Consider the following 15,689-nt stretch of genomic DNA (forward strand, 5'->3'; position numbering starts at 1 on the left):
CGCCAATCGACGCATGCACGGCCGAACCGACGCGCCGCGCCGGCTAAACAGTGAGCTCTCGCAGCCTTTTGGCGCCGGCGCGGCTGGTCATGATCCTCTCGCCGTCCTCAAGGTGCAGCAACATGCGGGCGTTTCCGGCCGGCTCGGCATGCGCCACCGCGCCCAAGCGGACGATGTGGGAGCGGTGGGCCCGTACGAACTGATCGGACTGAAGCATTTCCTCGAACCGCGACAGGGGCGTGGTCGATAGGATGCGGCGCTGGCGCGTGACCACTTCCGAATAGCCGTCGGCTCCGGTGATCCGGATCAGATCGTTGGCCAGGATGGGCACGACCTCTCTGTCGCAGCGGATCAGGAGCGAGGCGGACAGAGGGGGTTTGGCGGGGCCGGACGGCGGAGCAGCGGCCTGGGGGCTGGTGACCGTGCTCGATCGACGCAAGACCGCCAACTCCTGTACGGCGGCGCGCCAGGCGGTGAACAGCGCCAGAGCCGCATAGACCGTTACGCCCTGAAAGATCTGCCAGCTAAGCGCCCCCTGGGCGAATGGCGCGGCCTTCAAGCCGCGGTCCAGCCAGTCAGGCGACAGCGCGTAGCCGGCCAAGGTGCAGAAGTACCAGATGATGGAGAACGCCGCCGCCAAAAGCGGGTGGAGCAAGATCAGCTTACATGCGCGACGGCCCAAGACCAGGCGGTTCAGCACCGGCTGGAAGAGAAACGCGGTGACGCCGGCGCCCAGCGTGTTGACGGCGGCGAAGCCAGCCGACCGAACGAACGGCTGGTCCAAGGTGGCGGCGAACGCCATCAGGTACCCGAGAAAGAGCAAGGCCAGGCCCAGACCCAGCAGCCCGCCGGTCGCCACCGTGTCCGGTCCGAATGGGTTTCCGATTGTGAGGCGAGGGCGCAAACGCATCCTCCAAGGTCACACTGTGCGCCGGCGTTCGCAATGGCTCCCGTCCATCCGGGATCGGCGATGTCCGCATGGCGACACGCGGGCCGGGTCAGCTATTGGCGCGCAACAACGATAGCCTAGACGCGCAGCGAACGTCTTCCATCCACCCTTGTCCGCCCCTTCAGGCGTCTGCTTGTGGGTTAGGATGACCTAGTCGGCCGCCACGACGGATGGGTGCAAGTCGAGGACATGAAGACCCGCCTTCCTCACCAGATCAGCGACGGCGACGGTGTTGCTTCTCTCCCGGAAAATGAACCAGTGCGTGAGATCCCAGCCAAAGAGGAAGCGCGCTTCGTACTGATGAAAGTACAGCTCATCCGAGGATTTGTAGCGCAGCCCCCTGCGAACGATATTTCGCCATTTAGAAGAGGTCTCGCTCACCCGCTGAAGCCCATCCGGAAAGCGGATCAAAGAGACTCCGCCCTTCGCCATGCCATCGAGAAGTGTCAGGAACCGGTCTTCCGTCTCAAGGTAGTCGGCGGCGAAACCCTTCTCCCTGGCCTCGCCGTATGAAAGAAACGGGGTCGTGTTGATAAACTCGTCTTCCGTGAGCCAATGGTCGAATACCGACACAGGCATGCCGATCAATCGAAGGGCTTTGGCTTCGTCTGGAATACTGTCTTCGAACTGGTGAAACGTGACCATTCGCGGATGATGCTCGGTCGCGTGAAGTCCGACAACCACCCGTTGCGGAGCCCGGTCGCCCGGTGCGATATCGGGGCGATCAGGAGTTGCCCATGACCCAAGACCCCGTGAAGGGACCGGCGTCGTATTTTCCTTCGATCGAGAAGAAATACGGCCAGCCGATCGCCCATTGGCAGCAGATCGTGCGGGACGGCTATCCCGCCAGGCACATGGACCTGGTCGCGCTTCTGAAGGATCAGCATGGCATGGGCCATGGCCACGCCAACGCGGTGGTCGCGCACACCTTGGCGCAGGATGGTCTGAAGTAGCGCCAGGAGGAGCGGAGCATGACGACTGGAACCCTCCTCGCCCCCCTCAGGCTGCTGCTCCCCGCCCTGATCCCGTCGTGGAACTTCTTCGACGTGATCGCGCCGGCGCCGCGGGTGGAGTACGCCCTGCTGGCCTCGCCCGGCGACACGACCGGCGTCTGGCGCGCGTTCCGGCCTCGGCCCGAGCACGTGTCGCTGGCGACCCTGCTCAAGCGCCTCTTCTGGAACCCGCGCTGGAACCAGACCCTGTTCGTGATGAGCTGCGCCGAGCGACTGGCCGAGGACCGCAACCCGGCCCACAGCGAGGCCGAACTCTTCAAGCGCATCGCCGCCGACCTCGTCGCGGATGGGGCCCTCGAGCCCCAGGACCCCACGCGGCCGTGGCTGTGCTTTCGGCTGGTCTTCGTCAGCCGCGAGGGCGAGGCGCTGACCGAGGAGGTGATGGTCCAGCCCGCGCCTCGGCTGCTGAAGGACATCGCGATCCGATGAGCCTTGAAGCGGCCGTCCGCCTGACCGAGATCCTGCTGGCGCTGGCCCTGGTCCAGCAGAGCCTGGAGCACCTGCGCGGCTTCCGCGACGAGCGGATCCTGTTCGGCGTCCGCGTCGTCCTGTGCGGCCTGGTGATCGCCGGCGTCGCCGCGCCCTGGCCGCTGGTCGGGCTGGCGGGGCTGTCGCTGCTGATCCTTCACCGCTTCCAGGGGCCCTATAACGGCGGCAGCGACCGCATGGGCCTCCTGGCGCTGTGGTGCCTGGTCCTGACCCGGCTGCTGCCGACCCCGGCGCTGAAGGAGCTGTCGTTCGGCTATCTCGGCGCGCAGCTGATGCTCAGCTACTTCATCTCGGGCGGGGTCAAGATCGTCAATCCCGACTGGCGCTCGGGCCGGGCGCTGGCCGACGTCTTTCAGTTTTCCGCCTATCCGGTCTCCCAGAATCTGCGTCGCTTCGCCGAGCGGCCCCAGCTGCTGCGGGTCATGTCCTGGGCGGTGATGGGCTTCGAGCTGGCCTTTCCGCTGACCCTGCTGTGGAAGCCGGCCCTGGTCGCCGGTCTGGCGGTCGCGGCGACCTTCCACCTGGCCAATGCCTGCCTGTTCGGCCTCAACCGGTTCTTCTGGACCTGGCTGGCGACCTATCCGGCCATCCTGTGGCTGCAGGGACGGCTGCTCTAGGCGGCCGTCTTCTTGCGCAGCCGCGCCAGGCGCCGCAGCCGCCGCCAGAAGCGGGTCTTCTCCGGCTCCGGATAGGGCTGCAGGTTGCGGAAGAACTCCTCGGCGCACGAGCGCCACGAGAACTTCTCGGCGAACTTGCGGACCACCGTGCGGTCCAGGTCCAGGCAGGCCAGGCAGGCTTCCTTGAGGCCGTCGGTCTGGCCGGGCGCCAGCACGCCGGCGTTGGAGCCGGGGATGATGTCGACCGGACCCGGGGCCGAGAACGCCGCCACGGGCACGCCGGCGGCCATGGCCTCCAGGATCACCAGGCCGAAGGTGTCGGTCAGGGAGGGGAAGCAGAACACGTCCGCCCCGCCGAAATAGCGGGCCAGCTCGTCGCCGAACTTGGCGCCCAGGAACTTCACCTCGGGATATTTCTCGGCCAGCTCCTCGCGCTGCGGGCCGTCGCCGATGACGACCTTGGTGCCCGGCAGGTCCAGGCTGGCGAAGGCCTCGATGTTCTTCTCGACGGCGACGCGGCCGACATTGAGGAAGATCGGGCGCGGCAGGCCCTCGAACGGGTCGGGATCACCCTCGACGCGCGGCTTGAAGATGTCGGTGTCGACGCCCCGCGACCAGGGCGACAGGTTGCGGAAGCCGTGCTTGGCCAGCTCGTCGCGCATGGTCGGCGTGGCCACCATCAGGCGGCCCGACGGCTTGTGGAACCAGCGCATGTAGGTGTAGCCGGCCGCCAGCGGCAGCGGCAGGCGGGCCGAGACATATTCCGGGAACTTGGTGTGATAGCTGGTCGTGAACGGCAGCTTCCACTCCAGGCAGATGCGGCGCGCGGCCAGGCCGATCGGACCCTCGGTGGCGATGTGGATCGCCTCGGGCTCGAACTGCTTGAAGCGCTCCTGCACCGGCTCGTAGGCGCCGATCGCCAGCTTGATCTCGGGATAGGTCGGCAGCGGGAAGGTCGGGAACTGTTCGGGGCTGACGACATCGACCTCGTGGCCCATGGCGCGCAGTTCCTCGACCACCCGGGTCAGGGTCCGGACCACCCCGTTGACTTGAGGCTCCCAGGCGTCGGTCGCAAGCAGAATTCGCATCAGGCGGCGGCGGGCTCCGGCAACGGCTCGTCGGCGGCTTCAGCGGCTTGAGGCGCGACCGAACGGGCGCGGTCGATCACCGACCACGAGCGCAGCTTGGCCCATTCCAGGATCTCGAGATGGCCGTCGGCGTGCTCGGCCAGGGCCGTGCAGCTTTCGACCCAGTCGCCGTCATTGATGTAGCGGACGCCGTCGATGTCGCGCATCTCGGCCTTGTGGATGTGACCACAGATCACGCCGTCCACCCCCCGACGTCGCGCTTCGTCGGCCACGGCGGCCTCGAAGTTCTCGATGAACTGCAACGCGTTCTTCACCTTGACCTTCAGAAACGCCGACAGACTCCAATAGCCGAACCCCAGGCGGCGCCGCAGGCGATTCACCAGAGTGTTCAGCATGAGGATGGTTCTATAGGACCAATCCCCGAGGAAGGCGAGCCACTTGGCGTGCTGGACGATGCCGTCGAACTCGTCGCCGTGGACGACCAGATAGCGCTTGCCGTCGGCGGCCTCGTGGATCACGTCGCGGGCCACGATCACCCCGCCGAAGTGGACGCCGCAGAAGTCGCGGATCCGGTCGTCGTGGTTGCCGGGGACGTAGATCACCTCGGTGCCCTTGCGGGCCATGCGCAGGATCTTCTGGACCACGTCGTTGTGGGCCTGGGGCCAGTACCAGCCGCTGCGCAGCTTCCAGCCGTCGATGATGTCGCCGACCAGATAGAGCTTGTCGCACTCGACATGGCGGATGAAGTCCAGCAGCAGCTCGGCCTGGCACCCGCGCGTGCCCAGGTGCAGATCGCTGATGAAGATGGAGCGGTAGCGGCGAACGGCGACGTCGGCGCTCATGGTCGAACCCCCGTGTGGCGCCGCGAGATCGTTCCGTCCCCGGATCGGAAGATGGCGGCCAACGGCAGGCGATTAAGCTGATTGCATGTCGCTTTAATGAAACGGGGGCCCGGCCGATCCGCCGGCCGGCCCGGCGCCGCTTCCCGCGCTTCGGCCCGGCTCTGCCCGCGAAACGCGCAGTTTCGACGTGATTGTCAAAATTCTGGACCGATAAGCAATCCCTTTCGCCGCTTGGGGTTGCTCGAGGGCGGCAAGCCTGTTGCGGTGCAGCATCGCGGCGACTAGATCACCGGCATGGACGCCGCCCGCCTCGCCAAGGACACGCCGAAATCCCAGAAGACCCGCGCGCGGATTCTGGACCAGGCGATGCGCCTGTTCGCCGAGATCGGCTACCACGCCGCCACCAACCCGGTGATCGCCGACGCCGCCGGCCTGACGCGCGGGGCGATGCTCTACCACTTCCCGACTCGCGAGGCCCTGGTCGAGGCCGCCGTGGCCCACATCCAGGCCGAGCGCTCGACCCTGTTCCGCGCCGCCGCCGAGAACCTGCCCGCCGGCGCCGACGTCACCGAGCACGCCATCGACAGCTACTGGGACCTGCTGCACAGCGTGCCGTTCCTGGCCTTCGGCGAGCTGGAGGACGCAGGCCGCACCGACCCGGCCATCCACGCCCTGCTGGCCCCGGCCCAGGCCGAGTTCGACCGCGCCCAGGCCGGCGACCACTTCCTGAAGATCCTCCACGCCGGCGCCGGCCCCCGCTTCCAGGCCAGCCGCGACCTGGCGCGCTTCATGCTGGAAGGCCTGGCCCGCACGACCCTGACCTACGACAAGGACGGCCGGAAAGAGCGCCTGCTGATGCTGATCAAGCGGGCCACGCACATGCTGAACCGGAAAGGTGATGTGCAGGATTTGTGGCCGGAATAGGGGGGAGTTTCGCAAGAAGCAGTCTTTGGGAGCGTGCTGCGAACCAGACCTTCTAAGCTGCCCCGGTAATCCTTGCTCGTTGAAGCGGATAACACTGCCAACGCTCACGTTCGGGGGCTGGCTAGCCTTTGAGGTTGGCGACGAAGCGCTTCATTCGGACGCGATCTTCAGGAAGCATGTGGAACCACGGCACTGTGAACTTTGTGCCGAAGGTCTTGCTCACGCGGCCGTCGGGAATTTGCGACGCGATATGTTCGAACGCCGGATTGAACCGGCGTTCATCCCAGCCGGTTTGCTCGAAGATCGTCTCGCCACTGACGCTGTCATCGCCTGCCAGCACAAGTTCGCCGACCGTTATGGTGTCAGCTATTGAATCCCGATCGAACGCCAGGCTATCGAACGTTAAGTAGAGGTCGAGTGAAGGTCGGAAGGCCGGCAGGCCGCCGCCGAGTGTGCGCGACATCTCTGCGAATCCATCCGTCTCCAGCTCCGCGATCGCTTCCTCGAGTTCCGAGTCGCTATTGTCCTTGAAGGCCTCGCGCAGCTTGTCGGGGTCGACAAAGTTGCGCCAACCATCGCTATCCTGCTCGGCGACCCAGACCGCAATCTTCCGCGCGAGGAGAGAGAGTTCGAGGTCGAGGTCCATGAGGTTCTTCGGATCATCCGGGTGCGCCTCGGGCTCCTTCACGTTCAGTAATAAATGTGATTGATTGATCGTTGGCGACGCGCTGCCGCCGAGCCAGGTGTCCAGCGCGTCAACGACCTTCTGGCTGATGGCTGCGAACTGGCGGATGTCCTCACCGACAAGATGCACGGTTTCACCGACCTTTGCGGCACCGTCGTGGGTCGCGAACTTGTCGTCGACGACGCCGAGATTGTGCCCGATCACGTGGCGCTTCTGGATGTTGAGCTTGAGCGCCGCGAGTTCGGCATCGCTCAATCCGACGAACGGGTCGATGCCCAGTTCGGCGAAGCGCTTCCGACCCTTCTCGACGTTTTGGAAGTCATTGCCAACCTTTGGGGGGAGGGGCGCACTGGCCTGAACCTTGCCATATAGGTAAACCGCTTTCAGCGTGGCTTCGAAGGCTGTGAGGACGTCCTCGTGCGCGTTTCCGAGGAGCCGATATGCGAGCTCTTCACTGTCGCCGTCGATCTGCTCAGCAAGCGACACCTGGTCATCGACGAGCTCGGCCTCGCGTGTGAAATGCAGCCGGAGATTTGGTGCGCCGCAATCGGGGCAGAAGAGACCAATGGCGAACACACCGTAGTCGCGGCCGCAGTGGTCGCAGACCAGCTCGCGCATGAGGTCCTGCCGCGTGAACCGTGGCTTCGGTTTCGGCATGCTGCGGTTGCGGGGCTTGAAGGTGACGTGCTTGCTGCCCTTAAATGCGTCCTTGAACATCTGCGCCACGGCATCTTCGACGTCGCGGTCGAGTTCGTGCTTCACGAGCTCCCGTGCTGCCTTCTGATCTTCTGGATGTGTGAACGCCGCATCGTCTGCGATTGTGCCGCTGTACGGGCAGACCGTCTTCGGTATGTGCGGATCGTGCTTCATTCGCGCGCGGAGCTCTGCGGTAAGCGGTACGTCGGCCACGACGCTGCCTATTACAAAGTGGCGCGGTTGCGCGTCCTCGTTCGGCGAGAAGCGGTAAGCCCTGCCGTCGGGCGTTCGCGGGACGGGCAAGCTGAGCTTCATATTGGTGGTCGTGCCACCGGTCCGATAGAGGCTGAGCCGTGGGAACTTCATAGAGTCAAGATTGGCACGGCTGAGTGGAATATATCAAGAACGAAAGTCGCGCCTAGGTTACCAAATGGAAGGCTATCCCGTCTAAGGCGGCGGGCCTTCCAATGCCTCAGGCGAGGCAAAGCCGACGCCCGCGCCGGGCGTCCTCCTTAAATCTCTTGGAGGCTGCAGCGTGCAGGGCTGTCCAGGTCAGTCAAGGACGGCTTCGCCGCCGCGCGCGGCCGCCCGGAGGGCGGTCCTTGAGTGACCTGGACAGCCCTGCGATCGTCTCGCCGTGAGATGTAAGGCGGGCGCTCTTCCGGGGCGGAAGGCGGCTTGGACGGGAAGAGGGCGCACGCCCCAGATGCTCCCCCGCGATGCGGGGGAGCTGTCGCGGAGCGACTGAGGGGGCTAGCGCGGCATAGGTCCAGCTGGCCCCCTCCGGCCCTCTGGGCCACCTCCCCCGCATCGCGGGGGAGGATCTACGGGGATTGAGGGGGCTGTATCCTCGGCGTTCGCGGCGCCGAACCCCACGAAATCAATGGCTTGTCGATTTTTCACGCCGCTGAATGATCCGCGTTGAATCCGCCGCGATACTCAATGCGTCCCCGTCGCGGGGGAGGGCGTTTGGATCCGGCCCAATACGGCGGCGGGGGTAGGTTGAGCGGGGCCGCTGGCGGTTCCCGGAGGCTCGAAAGTCGCCCCGTCCGTACTCTTTAGGCGGATCGGTTGGCGAACGGGCAGTCTCCGGGGCCAAAGCCGACAGCGGATCGACAGGGCGGTGATCGTACAAGCCGCCTATCGTGGATCGTCGGGGTCGAGACGGATGTAGCCGATCGACTTGGTCCGCGCCCGTCCGGGGGTAAACGGGGACCCGAGCAGATAACGCTCACGCCTCCCGACCTCACGGGCAAGAACAGCCTGGCGGAGCGGTCAGCGAGCCGAAACAAAAACAAACCTCACGGTCTCCGGGTTCGCCCGGCCGCTCCGTCGCCTCCCCACACGCCTTCAGCGGTCGCGCCGCGTGAAGCGGCGAAGCCGTGAGCCTAGCTCGGGCAGATCGGCAGCGCCGTCGTGAACTTGATCTGCTCCATGGCGAAGCTGGACGAGACGTCGGTCAGCGGGGCGGTGGCGATCAGGCGCTTGTAGAAGCGGTCGTACGCGGCGATGTCCTTGACCACGACCTTGAGCAGATAGTCGACCTCGCCGCTCATCCGGTAGAACTCGACGACCTCGGGCAGGGAACTGGCGCCGGCCGCGAACTGGGTCAGCCAGGCCTCGTCGTGGCGGCCGGTCTTGACCGCCACGAAGACGGTCAGGGACAGGTCCAGGGCCGCGCGGTCCAGCAGGGCGACGCGGGCGGTGATGACGCCGGCGTCCTGCAGGCGCTTGACCCGCTTCCAGCACGGGGTCTGGGACAGGCCGACCCGCTCGGCCAGCTCGGCGATGGCGACGGTGGCGTCCTCCTGCAGGATGGCCAGGAGGCGGCGGTCGACCTGATCGAGATCAATCATCTCGCGATCCCCTGTTTTGGAGAATGAAATTCTCCGTATCGCGGAACGGGTAACCTTTCAAACCATGTCTTTCTTCGAATCCTCGCCATCCTAGGGGGCCTCGGCACAGCAACGGGGCTCCCATGGACCTGTCCTTCACGCGTCATCCCAAGTCGGTCGGCGAAAGCTATGGCCAGCATATGGGCGTGGCCTGGAGCTTCGGCTTCACCCTGCTGGGCGCGGGCCTGGCCTGTCTCGTCCACGGTCTGCTGCCGTTCGCCTTCGAGCGCACCGGCAGCCAGACGGTGCGCCGGCTGCACGAGCGGCTGTCCAGCCGCTGCGCCAAGGCCGACGCCCATTTCGCCGCCGCCGCGCCGCTCTCGGGGCAAATCTCCGGCGAGACCGTCCGCGGATGACGACCGCCGCCCTGCGCCTGAGCGCCGGCAGGCTGGGGCCCGGCCTGATCGCCGGCCTGCTGCTGGCGATCCTGGCCAAGCTGCTGGCCGCGAACCTGCACGCTCCGGCGCCGCTGGTCGCGGTGGTGCTGGGCATGATGCTCGGCGCCCTGGGCCTGCAGGCCCAGCTGGGCGCGGGTCTCGACGTCTTCGCCAAGCCCGGCCTGCGGCTGGGCGTGGCCATGATGGGCGCCCAGATCAGCTGGAGCGAGTTCGCCGCTCTGGGCGGTCCGGCCATCGTCGCCAGCGGCGCGGTGGTGCTGGGCGGGCTGGGCGTCGGGGCGCTGGCGGGCACGGCCCTGGGCCTGCCGTTCGCCGAGGCCCTGATCGCGGCCGCCGCCTGCTCGATCTGCGGGGCCTCCGCCGCCCTGGCCGCGTCGCAGGCCGCGCCGGCCAGTCCGGCCAACCAGCGCACGACGGCGCTGGTCATCGTCGGCGTCAACCTGCTGTCGACCGTGGCCATGCTGGCCTATCCGCCGATCGCCCACGCCCTGGGCCTGAGCGCCCACCAGTCGGGCGTGTTCTTCGGCCTCTCGATCCACGACGTCGCCCAGGTGGCCGGCGCCGGGGCCTCGGTTTCGCCCGAGACGGCCAGCACCGCCGCCCTGGCCAAGCTGGCCCGCATCGTCTGGCTGGGCCCGGCGGTCGTCCTGATCGGCCTGATGCTGACCCGCACCCAGCAAGGCGGCGTGGTCGGCGGGCTGAAGGCCCCGCCGCTTTTTGTTTTAGGCTTTGCGGCTCTCGCCGCAGCCCGCGGCCTGGGCCTGATCCCGCCGGCCCTGGTCGCGGCCATGGCGGCCTGCTCCGGCTTCCTGCTGCTGGCCGGCGTCGGGGCCATTTCGGCCAAGCTCGGCCCCAAGGCCCTGCTCGAGGTCGAGCCCAAGCTGGCGGTCATGCTGGCGACGGTCACCGTCGCCGTCGCGGTCCTGGCCTACGCCCTGACGAGAATATTCTTCTAAAGATCAGGCCTTGGCGGGGAACGAAACCCGCTCCATGGTCCGCCCCAAGAGTCGGAGGGACCTGATTTTGAGCATCTGGACGCGTCGCAAGGCGATCGACACCATCACCGCGGGCCACGCGGACAGCCATCAGCTGAAGAAGACCCTGAGCTGGCCGCACCTGGTCGCCCTGGGCGTCGGGGCCATCGTCGGCACCGGCATCTACACCCTGACCGGCGTCGGCGCGGGCCTGGCCGGGCCGGGCGTGATCCTGTCGTTCCTGATCGCCGGGGCGGTCTGCGCCTGCGCCGCGCTGTGTTACGCCGAGCTGTCGACCCTGATGCCGGCGGCGGGCAGCGCCTACACCTACAGCTATGCGGCCATGGGCGAGCCGGTGGCCTGGTTCGTCGGCTGGAGCCTGATCCTCGAATACACCCTGGTCTGCGCGGCCGTCGCCGTCGGCTGGTCGGCCCACGCTCATGGCCTGTTCAAGATGGCGGGCTTTCCCGACTACCTGCTGGCCGGACCGCACGCCGGCGGCGTCGTCAACCTGCCGGCCGTGATCATCTCGATGGCGGTGGCGGGCCTGCTGGCCCTGGGCACCCGCGAGAGCGCCACGGTCAACATGGTCCTGGTCTTCGTGAAGATCATCGCCCTGGTCATCTTCGTCGCCCTTTGCCTGCCGGCCTTCGACGCCAGCCACTTCACCCCGTTCATGCCCAACGGCTTCTCGGCCCATGTGCCGGCCGGGGCCGCGCCGGACGCCGCCAAGATCGGCGTGATGGCCGCGGCCAGCCTGATCTTCTTCGCCTTCTACGGCTTCGACGCGGTCTCGACCGCCGCCGAGGAGACCAAGAACCCCAAGCGCGACCTGACCATCGGCATCGTCGGCTCGATGGCCGCCTGCACGGCCATCTACATGATCGTCGCCGCCGCCTCGATCGGCGCGTCGCGCACCGAGATCTTCTCCAAGAGCGAGGCACCGCTGGTCTTCATCCTGGAGAGCCTGCAGCACGGCAAGATGGCCCAGCTGGTGGCCCTGGCCGCCGTCGTGGCCCTGCCGACCGTGATCCTGGCCTTCATGTACGGCCAGAGCCGGATCTTCTTCGTCATGGCCCGCGACGGCCTGCTGCCGCGCGCTCTCTCCAAGGTCAACGCCAAGACCGGCACGCCGGTGCTGATGACCCTGCTGACCGGCGCCCTGTCGGCGGTGCTGTCGGGCTTCCTGTCGCTGAAGGACATCGCCGAGCTGGCCAATGCCGGCACCCTGGCGGCGTTCATCGCCGTGGGCCTGTCGGTGATCGTGCTGCGCCGGCGCGAGCCGAACCGCCCGCGCGTGTTCTCGACCCCGGCCTGGCAGATCGTGGCCCCCGCCGGCATCCTGGGGTGCCTCTATCTGTTCTACAGCCTGCCGGCCAAGACCCAGATCTACTTCCTGTTCGCCCACATCATCGGCGCGGTGGTCTACCTCGCCTACGGCATGCGCAAGAGCGTGCTGGCCCAGGCGGAGAAGGCGGCGCGCTAGGCTCTTCCAATCGCTCTCTTCCATTCTTGGGGGCCATCGCTACAGTCCGCGTCAAAACAAGTGTTTGATGCCGGGAGAAGCGCATGGCCCTCGATCTGGAAACCCGCGAGCAGCTGATCGAGACGGTGGCCCGCTTTGTGGCCGAGCGTTTGCGGCCGATCGAGGCCAAGGTCGCCGAGGACGACGCGGTGCCCGCCGACATCGTTGAGGAGATGAAGGGCCTGGGTCTCTTCGGCCTGTCGATCCCAGAAGAATTCGGCGGCCTGGGCCTCAACATGGAGGAAGAGGCGCTGGTGGCCGTCGAGCTGGGCCGCGCCTCGCCGGCCTTCCGCTCGGTGTTCGGCACCAATGTCGGCATCGGCAGCCAGGGCCTGGTGATGTTCGGAACCGACGACCAGAAGGCCAAGTGGCTGCCGGGCATCGCGTCGGGCGAGATCATCACGTCCTTCGCCCTGACCGAGCCGGAAGCCGGCTCCGACAGCGCCGCGGTGCAGACCCGCGCCACGCTGGACGGCGACTGCTACGTCCTGAACGGCGCCAAGCGCTACATCACCAACGCCGGCAAGGCTTCGCTGTTCACGGTGATGGCCCGCACCAACCCCGACGCCAAGGGCGGGTCGGGGGTCTCGGCCTTCCTGGTTCCGCGCGATCTGCCCGGCCTGTCGGTCAGCAAGCCTGAGAAGAAGATGGGCCAGCAGGGCGCCCATATCCACGATGTCACCTTCGACAATGTTCGCGTGCCGGCCTGGAACCGGCTGGGCGAGGAAGGCGAGGGCTTCAAGGTCGCCATGCAGGTGCTGGACCGCGGTCGGCTGCATATCGCCGCCGTCTGCGTCGGCGTGGCCGAGCGGCTGATCGCCGACTGCGTGGCCTATGCCAGCGAGCGCAAGCAGTTCGGCCAGCCGATCGCCAGCTTCCAGCTGATCCAGGCGATGATCGCCGACAGCAAGACCGAGGCCTTGGCGGCCCGGGCCCTGGTGCTCGAAACCGCCCGCAAGCGCGACGCCGGCGTTGGCGTCACCCTGGAGGCGGCGGCGTCCAAGCTGTTCGCCTCGGAGATGGTCGGCCGCGTCGCCGACCGGGCGGTGCAGGTGTTCGGCGGGGCCGGCTATGTCGCCGACTATGGAATCGAGCGTCTCTATCGCGACGTGCGGATCTTCCGGATTTACGAGGGCACCAGCCAGATCCAGCAGCTGGTCATCGCCCGCGAGACCTTGAAGCGCGGCGGCTAGGCCGCGGCGAGATGTCGCGTTAGACGCTCGGCGGAGCCGTGGCGTCACGCCGCATGGAGGCGGCTCTCTTCCATGCGCGCAAATGTCTTTAACGCGTCGTTACTCAAAGGAATATCCGCGACCCTTGAGTGTATGCGTCATCCTGTCGCCCGCGTGCGGAGAATATTTAAGCTGGCGTTAAGTATGCCAGACGAGGTTGTCCCAGGATTTTAGAACGAGGACGGCCATGAGCCAGGATCACGCGATCAGTGAACGAGTGGCTTTCATGGGTCTGGACGACAAGGCGCGAGCGGCCCTCCGCGCGCTTCAGCCCGTCGTCCGCGCCAATGTCGGCCCCGCCCTGGATGCTTTCTACGCCAAGGTCCGCGCCACGCCCGAGACCCGCAAGTTCTTCGCCGACGACAAGCACATGCAGTCCGCCTCGAGCCGCCAGCAGGCCCATTGGGACCTGATCTCGCGCGCCGAGTTCGACGACACCTACGTCAAGGCCGTGCGCGCCATCGGCCAGACCCACGCCCGCATCGGCCTGGAGCCGCGCTGGTACATCGGCGGCTACGCGGTGGTCAGCGAGCACCTGATCCGCGCCACGATCGACCATGAGTGGCCCAAGGGCTTCATGGCCAAGGGCGACGCGGCGAAGGCCGGCGACGCGGTGAGCGCGCTGATGAAGGCGGTCATGCTGGACATGGACTTCGCCATCTCGATCTATCTGGAAACCATCGAGGCCGAACGCCAGCGCCTGGAGGCGGTGCGCCTGGCCAACGAGGCCAGCCAGAACGCGGTGGTCCAGGCTCTGGGGGACGCACTGGACCGCCTGGCCCAGGGCGATCTGGTTGGCCGCTTGTCGGCCGAAGTGACGCCGGAGTTCCAGAAGCTGAAGGACGACTTCAACAACGCCGTCGGCATCTTGGAGCAGGCGATGAGCCGCGTGGCCGACGCCACCGACGGGATCCGCTCGGGCGCCGACGAGATCGGCGAGGCCGCCGACGACCTGTCGCGCCGCACCGAACAGCAGGCCGCCAGCCTGGAAGAGACGGCGGCGGCTCTGGACGAGATCACCTCGACCGTCCGCCGTTCGGCGGCCGGCGCCAAGCAGGCGCAGGACGTGGTGATCGGCGCCAAGGCCGAGGCCGAGAAGTCCGGCATCGTCGTCGACCAGGCCGTGGCCGCCATGGGCGAGATCGAAACCAGCTCGCGGTCGATCGGCAATATCATTGGGGTGATCGACGAGATCGCCTTCCAGACGAACCTGTTGGCCCTCAACGCCGGGGTCGAGGCGGCGCGCGCGGGAGAGGCCGGTCGCGGCTTCGCCGTCGTGGCGCAGGAAGTCCGCGCCCTGGCCCAGCGATCGGCCGACGCGGCCAAGGAGATCAAGACCTTGATCGCCAGCTCGACCGCCCAGGTCGATCGCGGCGTGGGTCTGGTCGGCCAGACGGGCGAGGCCCTGCGCGGCATCGTCGACAAGGTGGCCGAAATCGACGCCCTGATCGTGGAGATCGCCAGCTCGGCCCAGGAGCAGGCCCAGGGGCTCAACGAGGTGAACACGGCCGTCAATCAGATGGACCAGGTCACTCAGCAGAACGCCGCCATGGTGGAGCAGACGACGGCCGCGACCCATTCCCTCAAGGGTCAGACGTTGGAACTGGTCAAGCAGGTGGCGACATTCTCGATCTCGGCGCGCCAGAAGGCCGCCGCGCCGGCGACGCCCACGCCGACGCGCGCGCCGCCTGTCGCCCGCCCCGTCAGCCGCCCCGGCGGCTCCGCTCCAGCGACGCGAGGCAATGCGGCCGCGGCGTTCAAGGAAGAGTGGGAAGAGTTCTGAGTAAAGGCGCGGGGCAGACGCGGATCTTGACCTGCGAATAGCAGAACGCCCCCGCCGACGGTGTCGGCGAGGGCGTTATGTGTTCCCCGGAAGGGATTGACGCTTACGCGCCGCCCGGGAAGCGGAACGGGACCTTCACGGTGCCGGTCTTGGCGCCCATGGGGAGCTTTTCGGCGATGCACATGGCGGCCTTGTCGAAGCCCTTGCCGGCCGCGCTGTTGTCGACGACCTTGCAGTCCGACAGCTTGCCGGCGTCGGCGGTGCATTCCAGCATCACCTGGGCGGCGTCGCGGGTGTTCGCGAACTGCTGCAGGCAACGGCCCATCTGGTCTTCAAAACCGCCGGCGGCCGAAGCGGCCTGAGCGACGAAAAAGCTGCCAGCGATTCCCGCGGCAATAGCGATCGGATATTTCATCCCGCTGCTCCCAAGTAAAAGTGTCACGTCCTGTGGACGACGCGCCAATCGGACGCAGGGGCTTTCTCGCAGAAGCGAGTTAAGAGAGTCTGAGTCGCCAAATAATATTGTAGTTTACTGCCGAGTAACCATCGCCTCGCCTTCGCGGGACTCGCGCTATGGGA

The 15,689-nt window shown here is 66.8% G+C and carries 16 protein-coding genes; 9 read left to right on the plus strand and 7 right to left on the minus strand.

Annotation, left to right across the window (positions count from 1 at the left end):
* Positions 1-43: 43 nt before the first annotated feature.
* Together EIK80_RS01530 and EIK80_RS01535 are read right to left on the minus strand one after the other, a co-directional pair.
* Complete coding sequence (locus EIK80_RS01530; RefSeq protein ID WP_158624622.1) at positions 44-859, minus strand: LytTR family DNA-binding domain-containing protein; 816 nt, start codon at positions 857-859, stop codon at positions 44-46.
* Positions 860-1,099: 240 nt separating this feature from the next.
* Positions 1,100-1,594, minus strand: a complete 495-nt coding sequence (locus tag EIK80_RS01535; RefSeq protein WP_125155203.1) for a hypothetical protein — start codon at positions 1,592-1,594, stop codon at positions 1,100-1,102.
* A gap of 92 nt (positions 1,595-1,686) precedes the next feature.
* Here EIK80_RS01535 and EIK80_RS01540 point away from each other — a divergent pair, with 92 nt between their 5' ends.
* From EIK80_RS01540 to EIK80_RS01550, 3 genes are read left to right on the plus strand one after another with little or no spacing between them, the layout of a single operon-like run.
* Positions 1,687-1,902 (plus strand): DUF4287 domain-containing protein, encoded by a 216-nt coding sequence (locus tag EIK80_RS01540; protein WP_125155204.1) that lies wholly within the window; start codon positions 1,687-1,689, stop codon positions 1,900-1,902.
* Positions 1,903-1,920: 18 nt separating this feature from the next.
* Complete coding sequence (locus EIK80_RS01545) at positions 1,921-2,391, plus strand: hypothetical protein (protein WP_125155205.1); 471 nt, start codon at positions 1,921-1,923, stop codon at positions 2,389-2,391.
* Positions 2,388-3,068 (plus strand): HTTM domain-containing protein, encoded by a 681-nt coding sequence (locus EIK80_RS01550; RefSeq protein WP_125155206.1) that lies wholly within the window; start codon positions 2,388-2,390, stop codon positions 3,066-3,068. The genes EIK80_RS01545 and EIK80_RS01550 overlap by 4 nt, the downstream gene beginning before the upstream one ends.
* Here EIK80_RS01550 and EIK80_RS01555 read toward each other — a convergent pair.
* Together EIK80_RS01555 and EIK80_RS01560 are read right to left on the minus strand one after the other, a co-directional pair.
* Positions 3,065-4,156, minus strand: a complete 1,092-nt coding sequence (locus EIK80_RS01555; RefSeq protein WP_125155207.1) for a glycosyltransferase family 1 protein — start codon at positions 4,154-4,156, stop codon at positions 3,065-3,067. The two genes, EIK80_RS01550 and EIK80_RS01555, sit on opposite strands and share 4 nt — an antisense overlap.
* Positions 4,156-4,998, minus strand: coding sequence for a UDP-2,3-diacylglucosamine diphosphatase (locus EIK80_RS01560; RefSeq protein ID WP_125155208.1), 843 nt, complete (start codon positions 4,996-4,998; stop codon positions 4,156-4,158). Before EIK80_RS01560 ends, EIK80_RS01555 begins: the two co-directional genes overlap by 1 nt.
* Positions 4,999-5,292: 294 nt before the next feature.
* On the opposite strand from EIK80_RS01560, the gene EIK80_RS01565 reads away from it, so the two are divergent.
* On the plus strand, positions 5,293-5,922 hold the full coding sequence (locus EIK80_RS01565; protein WP_125155209.1) for a TetR/AcrR family transcriptional regulator: 630 nt from the start codon (positions 5,293-5,295) through the stop codon (positions 5,920-5,922).
* Positions 5,923-6,043: 121 nt separating this feature from the next.
* On the opposite strand, the gene EIK80_RS01570 is transcribed toward EIK80_RS01565, so the two are convergent.
* Positions 6,044-7,618 carry a hypothetical protein gene (locus EIK80_RS01570; protein ID WP_125155210.1) on the minus strand — a complete coding sequence of 525 codons (1,575 nt, stop codon included), beginning with the start codon at positions 7,616-7,618 and terminating at the stop codon, positions 6,044-6,046.
* Positions 7,619-8,691: 1,073 nt separating this feature from the next.
* Positions 8,692-9,159, minus strand: coding sequence for an Lrp/AsnC family transcriptional regulator (locus EIK80_RS01580; RefSeq protein WP_125155211.1), 468 nt, complete (start codon positions 9,157-9,159; stop codon positions 8,692-8,694).
* A 122-nt stretch (positions 9,160-9,281) separates the two neighbouring features.
* Here EIK80_RS01580 and EIK80_RS01585 point away from each other — a divergent pair, with 122 nt between their 5' ends.
* The 5 genes from EIK80_RS01585 (at position 9,282) to EIK80_RS01605 (ending at position 15,110) form a co-directional block, all read left to right on the plus strand.
* Positions 9,282-9,554, plus strand: coding sequence for a DUF6356 family protein (locus EIK80_RS01585; RefSeq protein WP_125155212.1), 273 nt, complete (start codon positions 9,282-9,284; stop codon positions 9,552-9,554).
* Positions 9,551-10,552 carry a putative sulfate exporter family transporter gene (locus EIK80_RS01590; protein WP_125155213.1) on the plus strand — a complete coding sequence of 334 codons (1,002 nt, stop codon included), beginning with the start codon at positions 9,551-9,553 and terminating at the stop codon, positions 10,550-10,552. Before EIK80_RS01585 ends, EIK80_RS01590 begins: the two co-directional genes overlap by 4 nt.
* A 67-nt stretch (positions 10,553-10,619) precedes the next feature.
* Positions 10,620-12,056 carry an amino acid permease gene (locus tag EIK80_RS01595; RefSeq protein ID WP_233586397.1) on the plus strand — a complete coding sequence of 479 codons (1,437 nt, stop codon included), beginning with the start codon at positions 10,620-10,622 and terminating at the stop codon, positions 12,054-12,056.
* Between the two features lie 83 nt (positions 12,057-12,139).
* Complete coding sequence (locus EIK80_RS01600) at positions 12,140-13,288, plus strand: acyl-CoA dehydrogenase family protein (RefSeq protein WP_125155215.1); 1,149 nt, start codon at positions 12,140-12,142, stop codon at positions 13,286-13,288.
* 226 nt (positions 13,289-13,514) lie between these two features.
* Positions 13,515-15,110 (plus strand): globin-coupled sensor protein, encoded by a 1,596-nt coding sequence (locus EIK80_RS01605; RefSeq protein WP_125155216.1) that lies wholly within the window; start codon positions 13,515-13,517, stop codon positions 15,108-15,110.
* A 103-nt stretch (positions 15,111-15,213) separates the two neighbouring features.
* On the opposite strand, the gene EIK80_RS01610 is transcribed toward EIK80_RS01605, so the two are convergent.
* Positions 15,214-15,525 (minus strand): hypothetical protein, encoded by a 312-nt coding sequence (locus tag EIK80_RS01610; RefSeq protein WP_099444777.1) that lies wholly within the window; start codon positions 15,523-15,525, stop codon positions 15,214-15,216.
* Positions 15,526-15,689: the final 164 nt, after the last annotated feature.

Origin of the sequence: Caulobacter sp. 602-1 (assembly GCF_003931565.1) — a bacterium.
Classification (GTDB): domain Bacteria; phylum Pseudomonadota; class Alphaproteobacteria; order Caulobacterales; family Caulobacteraceae; genus Caulobacter.

What these genes read in the sequence shown, in the direction of transcription:
- EIK80_RS01560 (WP_125155208.1), bottom strand. Translation starts at nt 4,998, where the DNA reads ATGAGCGCCGACGTCGCCGTTCGCCGCTACCGCTCCATCTTCATCAGC.
- EIK80_RS01545 (WP_125155205.1), top strand. Translation starts at nt 1,921, where the DNA reads ATGACGACTGGAACCCTCCTCGCCCCCCTCAGGCTGCTGCTCCCCGCC.
- EIK80_RS01555 (WP_125155207.1), bottom strand. Translation starts at nt 4,156, where the DNA reads ATGCGAATTCTGCTTGCGACCGACGCCTGGGAGCCTCAAGTCAACGGG.
- EIK80_RS01605 (WP_125155216.1), top strand. Translation starts at nt 13,515, where the DNA reads ATGAGCCAGGATCACGCGATCAGTGAACGAGTGGCTTTCATGGGTCTG.
- EIK80_RS01610 (WP_099444777.1), bottom strand. Translation starts at nt 15,525, where the DNA reads ATGAAATATCCGATCGCTATTGCCGCGGGAATCGCTGGCAGCTTTTTC.
- EIK80_RS01570 (WP_125155210.1), bottom strand. Translation starts at nt 7,618, where the DNA reads ATGAAGCTCAGCTTGCCCGTCCCGCGAACGCCCGACGGCAGGGCTTAC.
- EIK80_RS01600 (WP_125155215.1), top strand. Translation starts at nt 12,140, where the DNA reads ATGGCCCTCGATCTGGAAACCCGCGAGCAGCTGATCGAGACGGTGGCC.
- EIK80_RS01565 (WP_125155209.1), top strand. Translation starts at nt 5,293, where the DNA reads ATGGACGCCGCCCGCCTCGCCAAGGACACGCCGAAATCCCAGAAGACC.
- EIK80_RS01535 (WP_125155203.1), bottom strand. Translation starts at nt 1,594, where the DNA reads ATGGTCACGTTTCACCAGTTCGAAGACAGTATTCCAGACGAAGCCAAA.
- EIK80_RS01590 (WP_125155213.1), top strand. Translation starts at nt 9,551, where the DNA reads ATGACGACCGCCGCCCTGCGCCTGAGCGCCGGCAGGCTGGGGCCCGGC.
- EIK80_RS01540 (WP_125155204.1), top strand. Translation starts at nt 1,687, where the DNA reads ATGACCCAAGACCCCGTGAAGGGACCGGCGTCGTATTTTCCTTCGATC.
- EIK80_RS01585 (WP_125155212.1), top strand. Translation starts at nt 9,282, where the DNA reads ATGGACCTGTCCTTCACGCGTCATCCCAAGTCGGTCGGCGAAAGCTAT.
- EIK80_RS01550 (WP_125155206.1), top strand. Translation starts at nt 2,388, where the DNA reads ATGAGCCTTGAAGCGGCCGTCCGCCTGACCGAGATCCTGCTGGCGCTG.
- EIK80_RS01580 (WP_125155211.1), bottom strand. Translation starts at nt 9,159, where the DNA reads ATGATTGATCTCGATCAGGTCGACCGCCGCCTCCTGGCCATCCTGCAG.